This is a genomic window from Streptomyces panacea (genome assembly GCF_040560175.1).
Lineage (GTDB): Bacteria > Actinomycetota > Actinomycetes > Streptomycetales > Streptomycetaceae > Streptomyces > Streptomyces panacea.
On record NZ_JARJHW010000169.1, the window covers coordinates 1 to 16,574 of the forward strand.

Genomic DNA, 16,574 nt, shown 5'->3' on the forward strand with positions numbered 1-16,574 from the left:
GTCGTGTCTTCAAAGTAGTGCCGTCCGCCCGCGGGCCAGGCGGGACTTCGAAGACACGGCCCAGGGCGAGCCGTACGTACGACGGCGGGACCGGTCGTCATGACCGGCCCCGCCGTCGTACGTACGTTGTGCCGTGTCCTCAGCGGACCGGCGTGAAGTCCCTGGAGCCGATGAACGACGGCCGCGGGGCGGGCGCCGCGAACGGGTCGACCGCCGCGTTCTCCACGCTGTTGAACACGATGAAGACGTTGCTGCGCGGGAACGGGGTGATGTTGTCACCCGAGCCGTGCATGCAGTTGCAGTCGAACCACGTCGCCGCGCCGGCCTTGCCCGTGAACAGCTTGATGCCGTGCTGCTCGGCGAAGCCGGTGAGCGCCTCGTCCGACGGTGTGCCGGCGCCCTGCATCTTCAGCGACTGCTTGTAGTTGTCCTCCGGCGTCTCGCCCGCGCAGCCCAGGAAGGTCTTGTGCGACCCGGGCATGATCATCAGGCCGCCGTTGGTGTCGTAGTTCTCGGTCAGCGCGATCGACACGGAGACGGTCCGCATGTTCGGCAGACCGTCCTCGGCGTGCCACGTCTCGAAGTCCGAGTGCCAGTAGAAGCCCGAGGCACCGAAGCCCGGCTTCACGTTGATACGGGACTGGTGGACGTACACGTCCGAGCCGAGGATCTGCCGGGCCCGCCCCACCACACGCTCGTCGCGCACCAGGGCGGCGAAGACCTCGCTGATCCGGTGGACCTCGAACACCGACCGTACGTCCTGGGACTTGGGCTCGATGATCGAGCGCTCGTCGGCCCGGATCGCCGGGTCGGTGATCAGCCGGTCGAGTTCGGCGCGGTAGAGCGACACCTCGTCGGGGTCGATCAGCTGGTCGACGGTGAGGAACCCGTTCCGCTCCAGACCCTGGAGATCGGCGGGGTCGACCGGGCCGGGCGTGCCGGGCGGTGACCAGACGACGGGGTCCTGGCGCGGGGTGGTCACCTCACCCACGCCACGGGTCGGGTACAGGTCGGTGCGTGCAGGGGCGGTGGTGGTCATGGGATTCAGCCCTCCTCGGTCAACAGCGGGTAAACGCCGTTCTCGTCATGGTCCTCCCGCCCTGTCACCGGCGGGTTGAAGACGCAGACGCATCGGAAGTCGGTTTTCGGCCGGAGCGTGTGCTTCTCGTGGCCGTTGAGCAGATACATCGTGCCGGGGGCGATCCAGTGGGTCTCGCCGGTGTCGTCGTTGGTGAGTTCGGCCTCGCCCTCCACGCACAGCACGGCCTCGATGTGGTTGGCGTACCACATCGACGTCTCGGTGCCCGCGTAGAGCACGGTCTCGTGCATGGAGAAGCCGACCTTCTCCTTGGCGAGCACGATGCGCTTGCTCTCCCAGGTGCCCGACGCGGATTTCACGTGGCGGTCGGTGTTCTCGATGTCCCTGAACGATCGGACGATCACGGTGACTAGGACCCTTCTGTGCTGCGGTGCTGTGGTGGTGCCTTGTACGGGTGCCCCCCGGGGGCCGGGTCAGACCCGGCCCCCGGGGAAGACCTGTCGGCTCAGGCGGTCTCGCGTACGGCGCGGGCCAGGGTGCGCAGGCCCTCGTCCAGTTCCTCGGGGGTGACGGTCAGCGCGGGAAGCAGCTTCACCACCTCGCTCTCCGGGCCGGAGGTCTCCAGCAGGAGCCCCAGATCGAAGGCGCGGCGGCAGATCGCGGTCGCGCGCGGCTTGTCCTTGAACTCCATGCCCCAGACCAGGCCACGGCCGCGGAAGCTCACACTGTCCGGCTCGCACTCGTCGACGATGGCCAGCAGCGCGCGCTCGACCTGCTCGCCGCGCGCCAGGGTCTGCTTCTCCATCTGGCCGTCGGCCCAGTACGTGTTCAGCGCGGCGGCGGCCGTCACGAAGGCCGGGTTGTTGCCGCGGAACGTGCCGTTGTGCTCTCCGGGCTCCCAGATGTCCAGCTCCGGCTTGAAGAGCGTCAGGGCCATCGGCATGCCGTAGCCGCTGATGGACTTCGACAGCGTGACGATGTCGGGGGTGATGCCGGCCTCCTCGAAGGAGAAGAACCCGCCGGTACGCCCGCAGCCCATCTGGATGTCGTCGACGATCAGCAGCATGTCCTGGCGCTCGCACAGTGCGGCGAGCGCGCGCAGCCACTCGGCACGGGCGACGTTGATGCCGCCCTCGCCCTGCACCGTCTCGACGATGACGGCCGCGGGCTTGTTGAGGCCGGAGCCCTGGTCGCCGAGCAGCCGCTCGAACCACAGGAAGTCCGGGACCTGGCCGTCGAAGTAGTTGTCGAACGGCATCGGGGTGCCGTGGACCAGCGGGATGCCGGCCCCGGCCCGCTTGAAGGCGTTGCCGGTGACGGCGAGCGAGCCCAGTGACATGCCGTGGAAGGCGTTCGTGAAGGACACGATCGACTCGCGGTTCTTCACCTTGCGGGCCAGCTTGAGGGCCGACTCGACGGCGTTGGTGCCGGTGGGGCCGGGGAACATCACCTTGTACGGCAGGTCACGCGGGCGCAGGACCACGTTCTGGAACGACTCCAGGAACGCGCGTTTCGCGGTGGTCGCCATGTCCAGGCCGTGGGTGATGCCGTCGCGCTCGATGTAGTCGATCAGGGCGCGTTTCAGTACGGGGTTGTTGTGCCCGTAGTTGAGTGAACCGGCGCCGGCGAAGAAGTCGAGGTAGCTGTGACCGTCCTCGTCGGTGAGACGGCTCCCCTGCGCGCGGTCGAACACGGCCGGCCAGCCGCGGCAGTAGCTGCGTACCTCGGATTCAAGGGTCTCGAAGACACTGAGGGCAGGCGGTGTGATGGTCACAGGGGTCTCCTGAAGGGTGTGGGAGAAGAGGAGCGAGGACGAGGGGGAGCGGCGTCGCTCAGGTCGTGAGCGGGCCGATCCGGTACAGCACCTCGGGCTGGTGCCCGCCGTCGGGGAAGAGGTCCCCGTCGAAGAGCACTTCGCGCTCCAGGGTCGCGCCATGACGCTCGGAGTAGGCGTGGAACATACGGTCCGACGCGGTGTTGTCGGGCGTGACGGTCGTCTCGACAGAGGTGACCCCCTGCTCCTCGGTGACCCGCCGGGTGAGTGCGTCGAGCAGGGTCCCGGCGAGGCCCTTGCCCCGGTGGGCGCGGTCGACGGCCACCTGCCAGACGACCAGGGCCTCGGGGCGCTCGGGCCTGATGTAACCCGTGACGAAGCCGATGGGAGCCCCGTCGCCCGGGGCGGTCCCTTCGGTGCCTGAGGCGGTGTCGCGGGCCACGACGGAGGTCGCGGCGAAGTCACGGCACCACAGCAGATAGCTGTACGAGGAGTTCAGGTCCAGTACCTCGGAGTCGCGGGCGATACGCCAGATCGCGGCTCCGTCCCCCACTCGTGGGGCGTCGATTCTGATGGATCGCGTGAATTCGCTTCGGACACCTGCGAGGTCTGCTTGGGCGGCAGTCATGTCTATTGAATTTACCGAGCTAATTCAGAAATCGCATCGTCGGCAGGGGTTGGGCACGGACCCGATCTGTGTTATCACGCGGGCGTAAGCGCCGCGCGAAACGGAGACGATCTGAGATGGTTTGACCGGCAGATTCCGGGCAAGGCGGGCACGCTTGTGTACTCGGTCACATGTGTGTAACGCTCTCGACCCGCGCCAGAATTACGCTGTCGCCGTTGTTGAAACCTTGGCGTTTAGGATCAGAAAAAGCGGGCAGACGAATACGGGAAGCTGTGCGGAGCAGAATACATTCCCGTATTCTCGAATTAACGCCTGCTTTGTATTCAGGATGCGTTCTCGGGGAAGCTGTCGGATACTGCCTTCCCGGCCGCCGCCGGATTCACCCGGGCGCCCGTTCCGGCGAGCACGGCCCCCAGCGCGTCGAGCGAGGACCGCACCGCGCCGGCCGTGGCGTGGGAGCCGTAGTGATTGACCCGGATCATCTCCTTGGCCAGCGCCCCGCCCCCGGCGATCAGGGGCAGCGAGGGATCGGCGGCCAGGGCCTGGGCGACCAGCCCGGCGGCGTCCACCCCGGCGGGGGCGCGCAGCGTGGTCGCCACCGGCGCCGCGTCCCGCTCGGAGTACACGTACGGCTCAAGACCGCCGCCGAGTGCGAGCGCCCCCGCGCGAGTGGCCGAGGCCGCCGAGGCGTGTGCCGCCATTCGGGTGGTGAGCCCCTCCGCCCCGATGCGTTCCAGGCAGGCGTCCAGGGCCAGCATCTCCAGCTGGGCGGGGGCGTGCGGCAGGGCCTTGCGGCCGGCGTCGATCCAGCGCTCCTTCCAGTCGAGGAGCGAGAGGTACGAGCGGCGCGGCGCCGCCGGGTTCGCGGCCAGCCGCTCCCACGCGCGGGCGCTCACCGACACGGCGGAGACCCCGGCGGGGCCGCCCATGGCCTTCTGGGCGCCGATCACGCACAGGTCGACGCCCCAGGCGTCGGGCAGCAGCGGCTCGGCCGCCACGGACGCGACGGCGTCCAGCATGAACAGGGCCCCGTGGGCGCGGACGGCCGCACCGATCTCGGCCACCGGGTTGGTGTTGCCGGTGGCCGCCTCCGCGTGGACCAGTGAGACGAAGTCGATCTCCGGGTGCTCCGCCAGGGCCCGCTCGACCTGCTCGGCGGTGGCCGCGGCGTGGAAGGGCACCTCCAGGTCCACGACCGTCGCGCCGCAGTCCCGCAGCCAGTCGCCGAAGGTCTGGCCGTACGGGCCGGTGACGACGTTCAGCGCGGTCGAACCGGCGCGTGCGCCGCCTCGGACGCAGCCCTCCAGAGGAAGCAGCGCCTCGCCCTGCATGATCACCACGTCCTGCTCGGTGTCGAGCAGGGCCGCGACCCGTCGCTCGACGGCCGCGAAGTGGGCGGGGGTGAGGGGGGCGAGGTCCAGCAGGGGGTGGGTCACGGCGGTGTGCTCTCTTCGGGTCGGTCGGGGTCGGTCGGTCGGTTCGGGTCGGTCGGCAGGACGGGTGGTGCTCCGTCGTACGGGGCGGGCACGGGTGGTTTCGCGCCACTCGAACGGTGTTCGGACACTCCCTCGTCGAGGGTACTCAGCGCCTCGTAAAGTTCGGCCCATGAGTCCCATGAGTGATCACGCGGTGCTGCATGTGAAGGGGCGGGTGCTCGTCGGCCCTGACGACGTCAGGGACGAGCTGTGGGTCGTGGACGGGCGGACGAGCTACGAGCGCCCCTCCGGCGCGCGTGACGTCCGTACGGTGGTCGGCTGGGCCGTGCCCGGTCTGGTCGACGCCCACTGCCACGTCGGCCTGGACACCCACGGCCCGGTGGACGAGGCGACCAGCGAGAAGCAGGCGCTCACGGACCGGGACGCGGGCACGCTGCTGCTGCGCGACGCGGGGTCACCGTCGGACACCCGCTGGATCGACGGCCGCGACGATCTGCCGAAGATCATCAGGGCCGGCCGGCACATCGCGCGGACCCGCCGCTACATCCGTAACTTCGCCCACGAGATCGAACCGGGCGACCTCGTCGCGTTCGTCGCCCAGGAGGCCCGGCGCGGTGACGGCTGGGTCAAGCTCGTCGGCGACTGGATCGACCGCGAGGCGGGGGACCTGACCGCGTGCTGGCCGCGCGGCGAGGTCGAGGCGGCGATCACCGAGGCGCACCGGCTCGGCGCCCGGGTGACGGCGCACTGCTTCGCCGAGGTCGCGCTGCGCGACCTCGTGGAGGCCGGGATCGACTGCGTCGAGCACGCGACGGGGCTCACCGGCGACCTGATCCCGCTCTTCGCCGAGCGCGGCGTCGCGATCGTCCCGACGCTGGTCAACATCGCCACCTTCCCGGCCCTCGCCGCCGGCGGCGAGAGCAAGTTCCCGCGCTGGTCGGCCCATATGCGGCGCCTGCACGAGGGCCGTTACGACACGGTGCGCGACGCGTACGACGCGGGGATCCCGGTCTTCGTCGGGACGGACGCGGGCGGCTCCCTGGCGCACGGTCTGGTGGCCGACGAGGTCGCGGAGTTGGTGAAGGCAGGTATTCCGCCGCTGGAGGCCCTGTCGGCGACCGCGTGGGCCGCGAGGGCCTGGCTGGGCCGTCCGGGGCTCGAAGAGGGCGCTCCGGCCGATCTGGTGGTGTTCGACGAGGACCCGAGGGCGGATGTGCGGGTGTTGGCGGCGCCGCGGCGGATCGTGCTGAACGGGCGCGTCGTGGGCTAGGTCCTGTCCGGCGGACAGGGTCTAGGGGTGCCTGGTTGACGACGCCGCGGGTGTTCGTACGCGCCGTACGCCTGCCGGAAGAGGCCGGTGCACGACCCCGCGCCCCCCGTGCGGGTGGCCGGCAGGAACGCCCGTACCCGCCGATTCGAACGTGGGGGCGGAAACCTCACTTTGGAGTGAACTCACCGCAGGTATCCGCCAGTTCACTCTCGGTGCGTAAAGATTCCGGTGTCTCGGTCGCCGCCGCCCACGTGTCCCCGTGCGGCCGGTCGGCGACGTCGTCACTCTGTGGGGGTTCCACCATCTTGAACAGCAATGTCTTCCGCATGCCCGCACGCCGTTCCGCGGCACTGGCCGCCGCCGTGGCGCTGGTCGCGGGTCCCGCCGTGCTCGCCGCCCCGGCGCTGGCCACCGGAGGAACCGGAACGACCTCGGGAAAGGGCAAGGCGGGCGCGGTCGTTCTGCGGACCGGGCTCGACGTGTCCCTGCTCAACAAGTCGGTCAACGTGCCGCTGCGGGCGGCGCTCAACGAGGTGCAGGCCCCGGCCGACGCCGACAGGACCGCGCTGACCGTCGAACTCGACGGGGTCGACCAGGGCAGGCCGTTCACCGTGCTGCGCGCCGACGTCGCCACCGCGCGGGCCACGGTCGACGAGCACAAGGCCGAGGGCTACGCCAACATCGCCCGCGCCAAGGTGCATGTGCCGGGGCTGCCGCTGCTCTCGCTCATCGAGGTCAGGGAAGTCACCTCGAAGGCGGTCTGCGAGGCGGGCGCGAAGCCCGTCGCCGAATCGAATCTGCTGGGCTCCGTCACCGTCCTCGGTAAGAAGGTCACCCTCTCCGCGGCCGGGCCGACCCGCGTCGAGGTGCCGGGCGTCGGCGAGGTGACGCTCGACCTGTCGAAGACGCGGACCACGTCCCGCACGGCTGCCGCGACCGCGCTCGAACTGAAGGTCGCGGTCAACCCGCTCAAGCTGAACGTCGCCGACGTCCAGGGCACCCTCACGCTCGCCGAGGCGACCTGCGAGGCGCCCGCCGAACCGGTGAAGCCGGAGCCGCAGGAACCGGAGAAGGAGGGCGTCGAGCCGCAGACCGCCGCGGAGCCGACCACCGAGAACCTCGCGGAGACGGGCGGCAGTTCCACGACGCCGTACCTGGCGGGCGGCGCCCTGCTGCTGCTCGCGGTGGGCGGCGGCGCGCTGGTGCTGGTGAGGGCGCGCGGCAGGAGCTGACGGGTCGGGCCCGGTCGACCTCGGGCGCCGGACGGGCCGCGTGTTCCGTCCGGCGCCCGAGGACGGGCCGGCCGCCGGAGGAGGGGAGTTGGGGGACAGGGCCCGGGTGGCGTCGTCGCTCCTCAGGCGCGGACCGCCGACAGGGCCTTTTCGAGGGCCTGGAGGAAGCGGTCCGTCGTCGTCCGGTCCCGTACCGCGAGCCGTAGCCACCGCGGGCCCAGCCCCGGGAAGGTGTCGCCGCGCCGCGCCGCGAAGCCCAGTGCGCGCAGGTGCTTCCGTACGGAGTCGGCCGAGTCCGTCGTCACGAGGACGAAGGGCCCCGCCGCCGGCTCCACGGCGCGTACACCCTCGAACCCGGCGAGTCCGGCCAGCAGATGGGCCCGCTCCGCCGCCGTACGCCGTGCGGCCGTCCCGGCCTCCGCGAGCGCGGCGGGCGTCATGCACGCCTCGGCGGCGGCCAGCGCGGGCGTCGAGACCGCCCAGAGCGGCTGGGCGGCCGCGAGCGTGGTGACGGTCGCCGGATCCGCCAGCACATAGCCGATCCGCAGACCCGCCAGTCCCCACGTCTTGGTCAGGCTGCGCAGCACCACGAGCCCCGGCACGTCCCGATGCCCCGCCAGTGCCTCCGGCTCCCCGGGCACCGCGTCCATGAACGCCTCGTCCACCACCAGCGTCCGCCCCGGACGCGCCAGTCGGAGGAGGTCGGCGGCCGGGTGCAGCACGGACGTCGGGTTCGTCGGATTGCCCACCACCACCAGATCCGCGTCCTCGGGGACGGCGGCAGGATCCAGCCGGAAGCCCTCACCGGCGTCGAGCAGCACGCGCCGCACCGTGTGGCCGGCGCCGAGCAGCGCCGCCTCCGGCTCCGTGAACTGCGGATGCACCACGACGGGGCGGCGCGCCGCGACGGCGCGGGCGAGCAGGACGAACGCCTCCGCGACGCCCGCCGTCAGCAGTACGCGCTCCACCGGCAGCCCGTGCCGCGCGGCGACGGCGGCCCGCGCCGCGCGCCCGTCCGGATAGGCCGCGAGACCGGTGAGCGACGCGGCGATCCGCTCCCGCAGCCAGTCCGGTGGCGTGCCGGGGCGGACGTTGACCGCGAGGTCGGTCAGATCCGCGCCGTCGTCCCGCACCTCGGCGTCGCCGTGGTGCCGCAGGTCGTGACGGCCGGCCTCGTGGGCGTCAGTGCGCGTGCGCATGACTGCCGTGGCCGTGGTGATGCCCGTGGTCCTGACCGCCGTGCCCGTCGTGCCCGCCGTGGTCGTGACCGTCGTCGTCCGGGTGGAAGTGCGGCTGCTGCGGCGCCCCCACCTTGTCCTCGAAGCCGGGCAGCGCGACGCGGTAGACGCAGGAGTCGCAGTTCATCCGCAGATCGCCCCGGACGGCCTCGCGGTAGCGCTCCATGACCAGGTCCAGCAACTCCTCGGTGGGCCCCACCACATCGGCCGACGCCACCTCGGTCTCCGGATGCGCCGCCGCCCACTCCCGCGTCTGCCGCAGCACGCGCTCCGGCAGGATCCCGGTGAACAGGAAGTACGGCAGCACCACGATCCGGCGCGCCCCGAGCCGTACACAGCGGTCGAGTCCGCTCGGTACGTCCGGCGCGGCCAGCGACACGAAGGCCGTCTCGACGCCCGCGTAACCGCGCCCCTCCCAAAGAAGCCGCGCCGCCTTCAGTACCTCCGCGTTGGCGTCGGGGTCGGTCGAGCCGCGTCCCACGAGCAGCACCGTCACCTCGGACTTGTCGCCGTCGAACCCCGCCAGGTCCGCCAGCGCCTCCTCCAGGCGCCGTTCGAGGACCGTGAGCAGCCCCGGGTGCGGGCCCAGCGGACGGCCGTAGGTGTACGAGATCCCCGGGTGGCGCTCCTTCTCGCGTTTCAGCGCGGCCGGTATGTCGCCCTTGGCGTGCCCGGCGGACACCAGCATCAGCGGGACGGCGGCGAACCGCGTGACGCCGCGCCCGACGAGTTCGGCCACGGCGTCGCCGATGGGCGGCGCCGACAGCTCGATGAAGCCGCCGGCGACGGGCAGTTCGGGGTGGCGCCTGCCCAACTCCCGTACGAACTCCCGGAAGGCCTCGGCGCCCCCGGTGTCCCTGGTGCCGTGGCCGGCGATGAGCAGTGCGGGTCGAGGGGTGGTCACGCGTTCTCCTTGGCGAGCGGGTGCGGGTGGTGCGGGTGCGGCGGGTCGTACGGGTGGTAGAGCAGGGCGTTGAGCGCGGCGGCGGCCACGGCGGAGCCGCCCTTCTCCGAGAGGTTGCTCACCGCCGGGAGGCCGCTCTCGCGCAGCGCGGCCTTGGACTCGACGGCGCCGACGAAACCGACCGGGAGCCCGATCACGAGCGCGGGCGCGGCGTCCAGGAGCAGCAGCTCCTCCAGCGCGGTGGGCGCGCAGCCGACGACCCAGATCGCGCCGGGTCCGACCTGTTCGTACGCGAGGCGCACCGCGTGCGCGGAACGGGTCAGCCCCGGCCCCGAAACGGCCTCCTTGAGACGGCACACCGCGGTGCGGCGGGTGATCCCGGCGGCGACCATCTCCACGTCGGCGACGACGGGCGCCCCCGCGTGCAGCGTGCCGTGCGCGGCGGACAGCGCCGCCTCGTCGCAGACCAGATCGGTCAGGTACGCCGGATCGGCCGCGGAGTGGATGACACGCTCCACGACCGCGCGGGTCAGCGGCGCGAGGTGCGAGGTGTCGACGCGGGCGCGCAGCCTGCGGAACGACTCCTCCTCGATGGGATGGACGACTCGGTCGAGACTCATCGGGCTCCCTCCGACTGCCACCGGTAGCCCCGTGGCGTCACCATGCGGCCCGCGATCTCACGCGTGGCCGTGTTGCCCACCGTCACCACCGTCATCATGTCCACCGTCGCCGGATCGAGCCGGGCGAGCGTGGTGAGGTGGCTGGTGCCGCCGGGGCGGGACGCGTTGCGTACGACTCCGACGGGTGTCGTCGCCGTACGGTGCTCCGCCAGCAGGGCGAGCGCCTTGGGCAGTTGCCAGTCCCGGCCGCGGCTGCGCGGGTTGTAGAAGGTCACCACGATGTCCGCCTCGGCCGCCGCGCGGACGCGGCGCTCGATGACCTCCCAGGGAGTGTGCAGATCGGACAGGCTGATCGAGACGTGGTCGTGCCCGAGGGGCGCGCCGAGGATCGCGGCGGCGGCGAGTGCGGCCGTCACCCCCGGTACGCCGACCACCTCGATGTCGTCGGCCGCCTCGGCGAGCGCGGGCGACGCCATCGCGTACACGCCCGCGTCGCCGCTGCCGATGAGGGCCACGGCATGGCCCGCCCGGGCCTCTGCCACGGCCGTACGGGCCCGCTCCTCCTCGCGCCCGAGCCCCGACTCCAGCACACGCGTGCCGGACCGCAGCAAGTCCCTGATCTGGTCCACGTACTGGTCGAGCCCGATGAGCACCGACGCCCGCCGCAGCTCGGCCGTGGCGCGCGGCGTCAGCAGGTCCCGCGCGCCGGGCCCGAGCCCGACGACGGCGAGCCGCCCGCGCGGGGCCCGGCGTACGACGGCGCAGGTGGCCATCGCGGGCCGCCCCCGCGGGCCGGACTTCCGCTTCGGTACGAGGAGTTCACCGCCCCGCCCGGCTGCGAGCGCGGCGGCCTCGGCGACGGAGGGGGTGCCGACGGCCGCCAGCGGCGCGTCCGACGGGTTGGGCACGACGATCGCGGCCAGCACGTCCGCCGGGTACGTGCGCAGGGGCACCCCGAATCTGGCGGCCGCCCCGACGACGCCGGGCTCGTCCGCCTTGGCGTCGACGGTCGCCAACTCCGCGACGCTGAGCGCCGAGAGCCCGGCGTCACGCAGGGCGTCCCGGACGAGCCCGTACACCTCGTCCACGCCCGCGCCCCGGCTGGCGCCGACCCCGACGACGAGCGACGGCGGACGCAGGACGACCTCCGTCGGCCCGGGGGTGACGGTCCGGTCGGTGACGAGGACGGTGGCGGCGTCCGGCGGCGCGGCCTCGGCCGGTGACGCGGCCTCGACCGGTGACGCGCCGGAGGGCGCGACACCGGACGCCGCGTCGGCCGTCGGCGACGCCGTGGTCGCGGCGGGCTCCTTCCGCGTCCCGGTGGCCGGCCCGTCCGCTCCGTGTGCGTGCGAGGCCGCCGCGAGCCCGTTCGGCGCGTCCGCCGTCACGTTCGGCGGCAGCGGCGGCAGTGGCCACACCGCGTCCGCGCGCAGCGTCACCGGCGTGCCGTCGAGGATCGCGCGCGTCACCGCCGCCACCGCGCCCTCGGCCGGCAGGCCCAGGGTGTCGAGGCCGGGGATGCCCGTGGCGTCCGTCGCCGTCGTGATCACCGGGGTCGCGGCCAGGACGGAACCGACCTCCGTCGCCAGGGAGTTGGCGCCGCCTCCGTGGCCGCCGAGCAGCGACACCGCGTACCGCCCCGCCTCGTCCACACACACGACGCCCGGGTCCGTCGCCTTGTCGGCCAGCAGCGGGGCCAGCAGGCGCACCGTCGCCCCCGTGGCCAGGAAGCAGACCAACTGCTCGCACTCGGCGAACGCGCGCTCCACCGCCTCGCGTACCGGGCCGTCGTAGACGCGGGTACGGCCCGGCCAGGCCGTGGCCAGGCGGTCGCGGGCCGAGGCGCCCGCCGACGTCGCGGAGATCAGGCCGATCACTGGGTCGCTCCTCGGGGAGGGTGGGGATCAGCGGGGCGGTCGCCCCACAGCAGGAAGACGGGGTTCGTGCCGGCGAGCCGGGTCACGTCGCCGGGCAGGGGGGCGAGCCGGGAGGAGTGCAGCAGTACGCCGCCGGTGGCGAACCCGGCGTCGGACAGCGCTTCCCGCACCGCCGGCACCCGGTCCAGCGCGGCCACCGACACCACGACCGTCCGGCGAGCGCGGCGCGCGCAGGCCGTGACGACGGCGGGCAGCTCGCGGCCCCCGCCGCCGACGAACACGGCGTCCGGATCCGGCAGCCGGGACAGCGCCGCCGGCGCGGCCCCGTGCACGGTCTGGACGTCCACGCCGTGCGCCAGGGCGTTGGCGCGGACGCGCTCGACGCCGTCGGACGACTTCTCCACCGCGATCGCCGCCGCGCCGAACCGCGCGCACTCCACGGCCACCGACCCGGAGCCCGCGCCGACGTCCCACACCAGATCGCCCGTCCTCGGCCCCAGCCGCGCCAGTGCCAGCGCCCGTACCTCGAACTTGGTGATCATCGAGTCGCGGTGCGCGAACTCCTCCTCGCCCAGCGCCCAGCGCGCGGGCCCCGGCGAACGGCCGGCCAGCGTGCGCGGCACCGGGGCGTGCGCCCGTACGTCGTCCAGGCACAGCACCACGCTCAGCGGCTCCGGCCAGTCGCGGCCGGCCGCGTCGGCGGGGGACAGGCGCTCGACCCGTTCGCCCTCCGGGTCGCCCAGCGCCGACGCGACGACGAACGTGCGCCGCAGCCCGGTGCCCGCGAGCGCGGCCCCCAGCTCGGCCGGGCCCGCCCCCGGACCGGTCAGCACGGCCACCTTGGGGTGCGCGCGGCAGACGTTGACCGCCGTACGGAGGTCGCGTCCGTGCGCGCTGACGACGACCGCGTCGTCCCACGGCAGGCCGATCCGGGCGAACGCCACGGCGACGGACGGGGCGGCCGGCCGTACGTCGAGCGCTTCCGCCCCGAAGCGAGCGGCCAGCGCCCGTACGATCCCGAACAGCCCCGGATCGCCCGAGGCCAGCACCACGACACGGCCCCCGCTCGCGTCGGCCCGGTGCCGCGCGATGACGTCCAGCGCAGGCGCAAGCGGCCCGAGCACCACCCGCGCGATCTGTTCGGGCAGCCCGGCCCCCGCCGCGGCCTCCTTGAGATGCCGCCGCCCGCCGACGACGAGTGTCGCCTCGGCCACGGCCCGCAGGGAGTCGGCGGAGAGCGGCGTACCCGTCCCCGTACCGATGACCGTGATCACCGTGCGGCGTCCTGGGCCCGCTCCTCGCGCCGCGCTTCGCGCAACGCCTTGCGCGCGGCCGGGTCGGCCCGCCGGAAGCCGTGGAAGTGCCCCGGGTGGTAGAGGTGCGAGCGCGTCCCCGACGCGCCCAGCGCGGGGCCCACCAGGAACAGCGTGTGCTTCCAGAGCTTGTGCTCCTTGACGGTCTCCTCCAGCGTGCCGAGGGTGCACCGTACGACCAGCTCCTCCGGCCAGGTCACCTGGTGGGCGACGACGACCGGCGTCGACGTCGGGTAGCCGCCCTCCAGCAGCTCCTGAGTGAGCTGTCCCGACCGCGCGGCCGACAGGAACACCGCCATCGTCGTCCCGTGCCTGGCGAACTCCCGCACCTCCTCACCGGGCGGCATCGGCGTCTTGCCGCCGCCCAGGCGGGTCAGGATCACGGACTGCGCGACCTCCGGAATCGTCAACTCCCGCCCCGCGACGGCGGCGACGGCGGAGAACGACGAGACCCCCGGCACGATCTCCACCTCCAGACCGAGCGTGTCGCAGCGGTCGACCTGCTCCTGCGTACCGCCCCAGAGGGCCGGGTCGCCGGAGTGGATCCTGGCCACCCTCAGCCCGTCGCGCGCGGCCCGTTCGTACACGGCCACGACGTCCTCCAAGGAGAGCGCCGCCGAGTCCAGGATCTCGGCGCCCTCGCGCGCGTGGTCGAGCACCTCGGCCTGCACCAGGCTGGCCGCCCAGATGACGATGTCGGCGGCGGCGATGGCGCGGGCGGCGCGGAAGGTCAGCAGGTCGGCGGCGCCGGGGCCCGCGCCGACGAAGGTCACCTTGCCGGCAGTGGTATCGGTCATGAGCGGTGGTCCTCGCGGGTCAACGGGGCGGGGGAGCGGGAGGGGTGAACATGAACGTGCGGACCGGGGGTCCGATCGGCTAGCAAGGGCGTATGGCGGTGATCGTCGCGCTCGGCGCGTTCCTCATGACGCTCTTCGGCGGCTGGACGGCGCAGCGCGTCACCGACCGCCGCCATCTGGTACTCGGCCTGGCCGGCGGGCTGATGCTCGGCGTCGTCGGCCTCGAACTGCTGCCCGAGGCCATGGAGGTGGCCGGCGAGGAGTTCCTCGGCGTCCACCGGGCGCTCCTGCTGTTCGTCGGCGGATTCCTCTTCGCGCACGTCGTGGAGCGCCTGCTGGCCGTACGCCGGGCCGCGCACGGCGCGGCGGACGCCGACGACCCGCACCGCCACGGCCGGGACGCCGGACGGCCCGAACGCGCGCCCGAGGTGGGTCTGACGGCGGCATCGGCGATGGTCCTGCACAGCCTGATGGACGGCATCGCGCTCGGCGCCGCGTTCCAGGTGGGCGGCGGCATCGGCGCGACCGTCGCGCTCGCCGTCATCACCCACGACTTCGCCGACGGCTTCAACACGTACACGCTCACCAGCCTCTACGGGAACGACCGCCGCAGGGCCCTCGCGATGCTCTTCGCCGACGCGGTCGCCCCCGTCGTCGGCGCGGCCTCCACGCTGCTGTTCACCCTTCCGGAGGAATTGCTCGGCAGCTATCTCGGCTTCTTCGGCGGCGCGCTGCTGTATCTGGCCGCCGCCGAGATCCTTCCCGAGGCGCACCACGACCACCCCGCGCTGTCGACGCTGCTGTGCACCGTCGGCGGCGTGGGCTTCATCTGGCTGGTGGTGGCGCTGGCCGGCTGACGCGCGCCGGACCGGGGGCGGCGTGCTCACAACTTGCCCCCACGCCCGCCGTCGCGCCGCGCGGGTGCGATGAGCGTCGAGAGGTACGGCAGCGTCCCTCGCTCCAGCTCGGACGCGGGCCGGATCGACTCCTCCGGCAGCCCGAGCGCCGACCCCCACACCGCGCCCTCCGTACGACCCGTCTCCCGCAGCGCCGTCGCGACCTCGCTTGCCAGCCGCCCGAACTTGTACGCCACGACGGTGCCCGGACCGTTCAGAGCGTCCTTCAGTACGGAGGCGCCCGCCGTCACCGGCACCAGTGTCAACGGCTCGGTGCCCTCGGTCAGTACGGCGCCGCTGCGCGCGGCCAGGTCCTGCATGGCGGTGATCCCCGGCACGGTCTCCACCACCGTCCCGGGCACCGACTCGGCGATCGTCTGCGCGAGATAGGTGAAGGTCGAGTAGACGTTGGGGTCACCGATCGTCGCGAACGCCACGCTTCCGCCGCTGTGCGCGCGGAGCAGATCGGCGACCCGCCCGCCCGCCGCGTCCCAGGCGGTCTCGCGGCGCGCCCGGTCGCCGCGCTCGTTGAGCGCGAAGACGACGCGTACGACCTTCTCGGCGCCCACGTAGTGCAGCACGGTCGCCTCGGCCCGGCCGGGCTCCCCGCCGTCCGTGCCGTCGGCCGCCGCCATGACGGGTACGACGACGACGTCGGCCTCCCGCAGACACCGCACCCCCTTCACCGTCACCAGCTCGGGGTCACCGGGTCCCACACCGACCCCGACGAGTCTGCCGCTCATACCGTGCACCTTTCGACGAATCTCCGTGCCATGCCGGGCGCCGCCGCCCAGTGCGTATGCAGATAGCTCGCGTGCACGCCTCGCTGTACGAAGCCCTCCACCCGGCGCTCGGGCCGTACCAGCCCCCACGCGGGCGCCGCACCGGCCCCCGGTTCGAGCACCGTCCGGTGGAACTCGTGTCCCCGCAGCCGCGTCCCGGCCACCGCGAGGACGCTGTCCCCGACGGCGACGGCCTCCCGGTACCCGAGTGTCAGCCGCTCCGACATCCGCGCGTCGGCGTCGAGCACACCGCACATCGGCGCCCCGTCGAGCGACCGCGCCAGATAGAGCAGCCCGGCGCACTCTGCGGCCACGGGGGCGCCGGAGTACGCCAGTTCGGCGACCGCCTTGCGGAGGGGCTCGTTGGCGCCCAACTCGGGCGCGTACACCTCGGGAAACCCACCGCCGATGACCAGCCCCGCCGTACCGGGCGGCAGTCGCTCGTCCCGGAGGGGATCGAAGACGACGACGTCGGCGCCGGCGGCGCGCAGAAGCTCGGAGTGCTCGGTGTAGGAGAAGGTGAAGGCGGGCCCACCGGCCAGGGCGACGACGGGCCTTTCCGGCCCCGCGTCTGGCCCCGCGGCCGACCCCGCGGCCGGCCCCTCCGGCTCTTGAGGAGCGCGGTCCGGACCGGAGCCCCGGTCGCGGGAGAGGGCGGCCAGGGGAACAGGCCCGCCGCGGGCGACCCCGGCGTCCCACACCCTCGCGTCCCACACCCCCGCCTCCAAGGGAGGCGCGCTCCGCGCCAGCCGCAGCAACCCCTCCACG

The 16,574-nt window shown here is 73.1% G+C and carries 15 protein-coding genes and 1 pseudogene; 3 read left to right on the forward strand and 13 right to left on the reverse strand.

Features of this window, described 5'->3' with window-relative positions; genetic code table 11:
• Window positions 1-139 precede the first annotated feature (139 nt).
• The 5 genes from thpD to P3L51_RS28840 form a co-directional block, all read right to left on the reverse strand.
• Entirely contained in the window at window positions 140-1,039 is a 900-nt protein-coding gene (gene thpD, locus P3L51_RS28820; protein ID WP_354608250.1) for an ectoine hydroxylase, read from the reverse strand.
• Window positions 1,040-1,044: 5 nt separating this feature from the next.
• Window positions 1,045-1,443 (reverse strand): ectoine synthase, encoded by a 399-nt coding sequence (locus P3L51_RS28825; protein ID WP_354608251.1) that lies wholly within the window; start codon window positions 1,441-1,443, stop codon window positions 1,045-1,047.
• Window positions 1,444-1,544: 101 nt separating this feature from the next.
• Entirely contained in the window at window positions 1,545-2,813 is a 1,269-nt protein-coding gene (ectB, locus tag P3L51_RS28830; RefSeq protein ID WP_354608252.1) for a diaminobutyrate--2-oxoglutarate transaminase, read from the reverse strand.
• Window positions 2,814-2,871: 58 nt separating this feature from the next.
• Window positions 2,872-3,441, reverse strand: a complete 570-nt coding sequence (gene ectA, locus P3L51_RS28835; protein WP_354608253.1) for a diaminobutyrate acetyltransferase — start codon at window positions 3,439-3,441, stop codon at window positions 2,872-2,874.
• 323 nt (window positions 3,442-3,764) lie between these two features.
• The gene (locus tag P3L51_RS28840) at window positions 3,765-4,877 is read right to left on the reverse strand and encodes a pyridoxal-phosphate-dependent aminotransferase family protein (RefSeq protein ID WP_354608254.1); all 1,113 of its coding nucleotides are present in this window, start codon (window positions 4,875-4,877) and stop codon (window positions 3,765-3,767) included.
• A 178-nt stretch (window positions 4,878-5,055) separates the two neighbouring features.
• Here P3L51_RS28840 and P3L51_RS28845 point away from each other — a divergent pair, with 178 nt between their 5' ends.
• Entirely contained in the window at window positions 5,056-6,147 is a 1,092-nt protein-coding gene (locus tag P3L51_RS28845; protein WP_354608264.1) for an amidohydrolase family protein, read from the forward strand.
• 305 nt (window positions 6,148-6,452) lie between these two features.
• Window positions 6,453-7,379 carry an SCO1860 family LAETG-anchored protein gene (locus P3L51_RS28850; RefSeq protein ID WP_435594550.1) on the forward strand — a complete coding sequence of 309 codons (927 nt, stop codon included), beginning with the start codon at window positions 6,453-6,455 and terminating at the stop codon, window positions 7,377-7,379.
• Window positions 7,380-7,501: 122 nt separating this feature from the next.
• On the opposite strand, the gene cobC is transcribed toward P3L51_RS28850, so the two are convergent.
• The 6 genes from cobC to cobM are packed head-to-tail and all read right to left on the reverse strand — an operon-like array spanning window position 7,502 to window position 14,128.
• Entirely contained in the window at window positions 7,502-8,578 is a 1,077-nt protein-coding gene (cobC, locus tag P3L51_RS28855) for an Rv2231c family histidinol phosphate aminotransferase CobC (RefSeq protein WP_354608256.1), read from the reverse strand.
• Window positions 8,562-9,521 carry a sirohydrochlorin chelatase gene (locus P3L51_RS28860; protein WP_354608257.1) on the reverse strand — a complete coding sequence of 320 codons (960 nt, stop codon included), beginning with the start codon at window positions 9,519-9,521 and terminating at the stop codon, window positions 8,562-8,564. The genes cobC and P3L51_RS28860 overlap by 17 nt, the downstream gene beginning before the upstream one ends.
• Window positions 9,518-10,141, reverse strand: coding sequence for a precorrin-8X methylmutase (locus P3L51_RS28865; protein ID WP_354608258.1), 624 nt, complete (start codon window positions 10,139-10,141; stop codon window positions 9,518-9,520). The genes P3L51_RS28860 and P3L51_RS28865 overlap by 4 nt, the downstream gene beginning before the upstream one ends.
• Window positions 10,138-12,018 (reverse strand): precorrin-3B C(17)-methyltransferase, encoded by a 1,881-nt coding sequence (cobJ, locus tag P3L51_RS28870; protein ID WP_354608259.1) that lies wholly within the window; start codon window positions 12,016-12,018, stop codon window positions 10,138-10,140. Before cobJ ends, P3L51_RS28865 begins: the two co-directional genes overlap by 4 nt.
• The gene (cbiE, locus tag P3L51_RS28875) at window positions 12,015-13,292 is read right to left on the reverse strand and encodes a precorrin-6y C5,15-methyltransferase (decarboxylating) subunit CbiE (RefSeq protein ID WP_354608260.1); all 1,278 of its coding nucleotides are present in this window, start codon (window positions 13,290-13,292) and stop codon (window positions 12,015-12,017) included. Before cbiE ends, cobJ begins: the two co-directional genes overlap by 4 nt.
• A complete protein-coding gene (cobM, locus tag P3L51_RS28880; protein ID WP_354608261.1) occupies window positions 13,289-14,128 on the reverse strand; it encodes a precorrin-4 C(11)-methyltransferase in 840 nt (279 codons plus the stop codon). Before cobM ends, cbiE begins: the two co-directional genes overlap by 4 nt.
• A 92-nt stretch (window positions 14,129-14,220) precedes the next feature.
• Here cobM and P3L51_RS28885 point away from each other — a divergent pair, with 92 nt between their 5' ends.
• Window positions 14,221-14,985 carry a ZIP family metal transporter gene (locus P3L51_RS28885; RefSeq protein ID WP_354608262.1) on the forward strand — a complete coding sequence of 255 codons (765 nt, stop codon included), beginning with the start codon at window positions 14,221-14,223 and terminating at the stop codon, window positions 14,983-14,985.
• A gap of 26 nt (window positions 14,986-15,011) precedes the next feature.
• Here the strand turns inward: P3L51_RS28885 and cobI are convergent, their stop codons facing one another.
• On the reverse strand, window positions 15,012-15,767 hold the full coding sequence (gene cobI / locus P3L51_RS28890) for a precorrin-2 C(20)-methyltransferase (RefSeq protein WP_354608263.1): 756 nt from the start codon (window positions 15,765-15,767) through the stop codon (window positions 15,012-15,014).
• A pseudogene (locus tag P3L51_RS28895) lies at window positions 15,764-16,574 on the reverse strand (cobyrinate a,c-diamide synthase); the annotation flags it as partial. The gene cobI and the pseudogene P3L51_RS28895, both read right to left, overlap by 4 nt.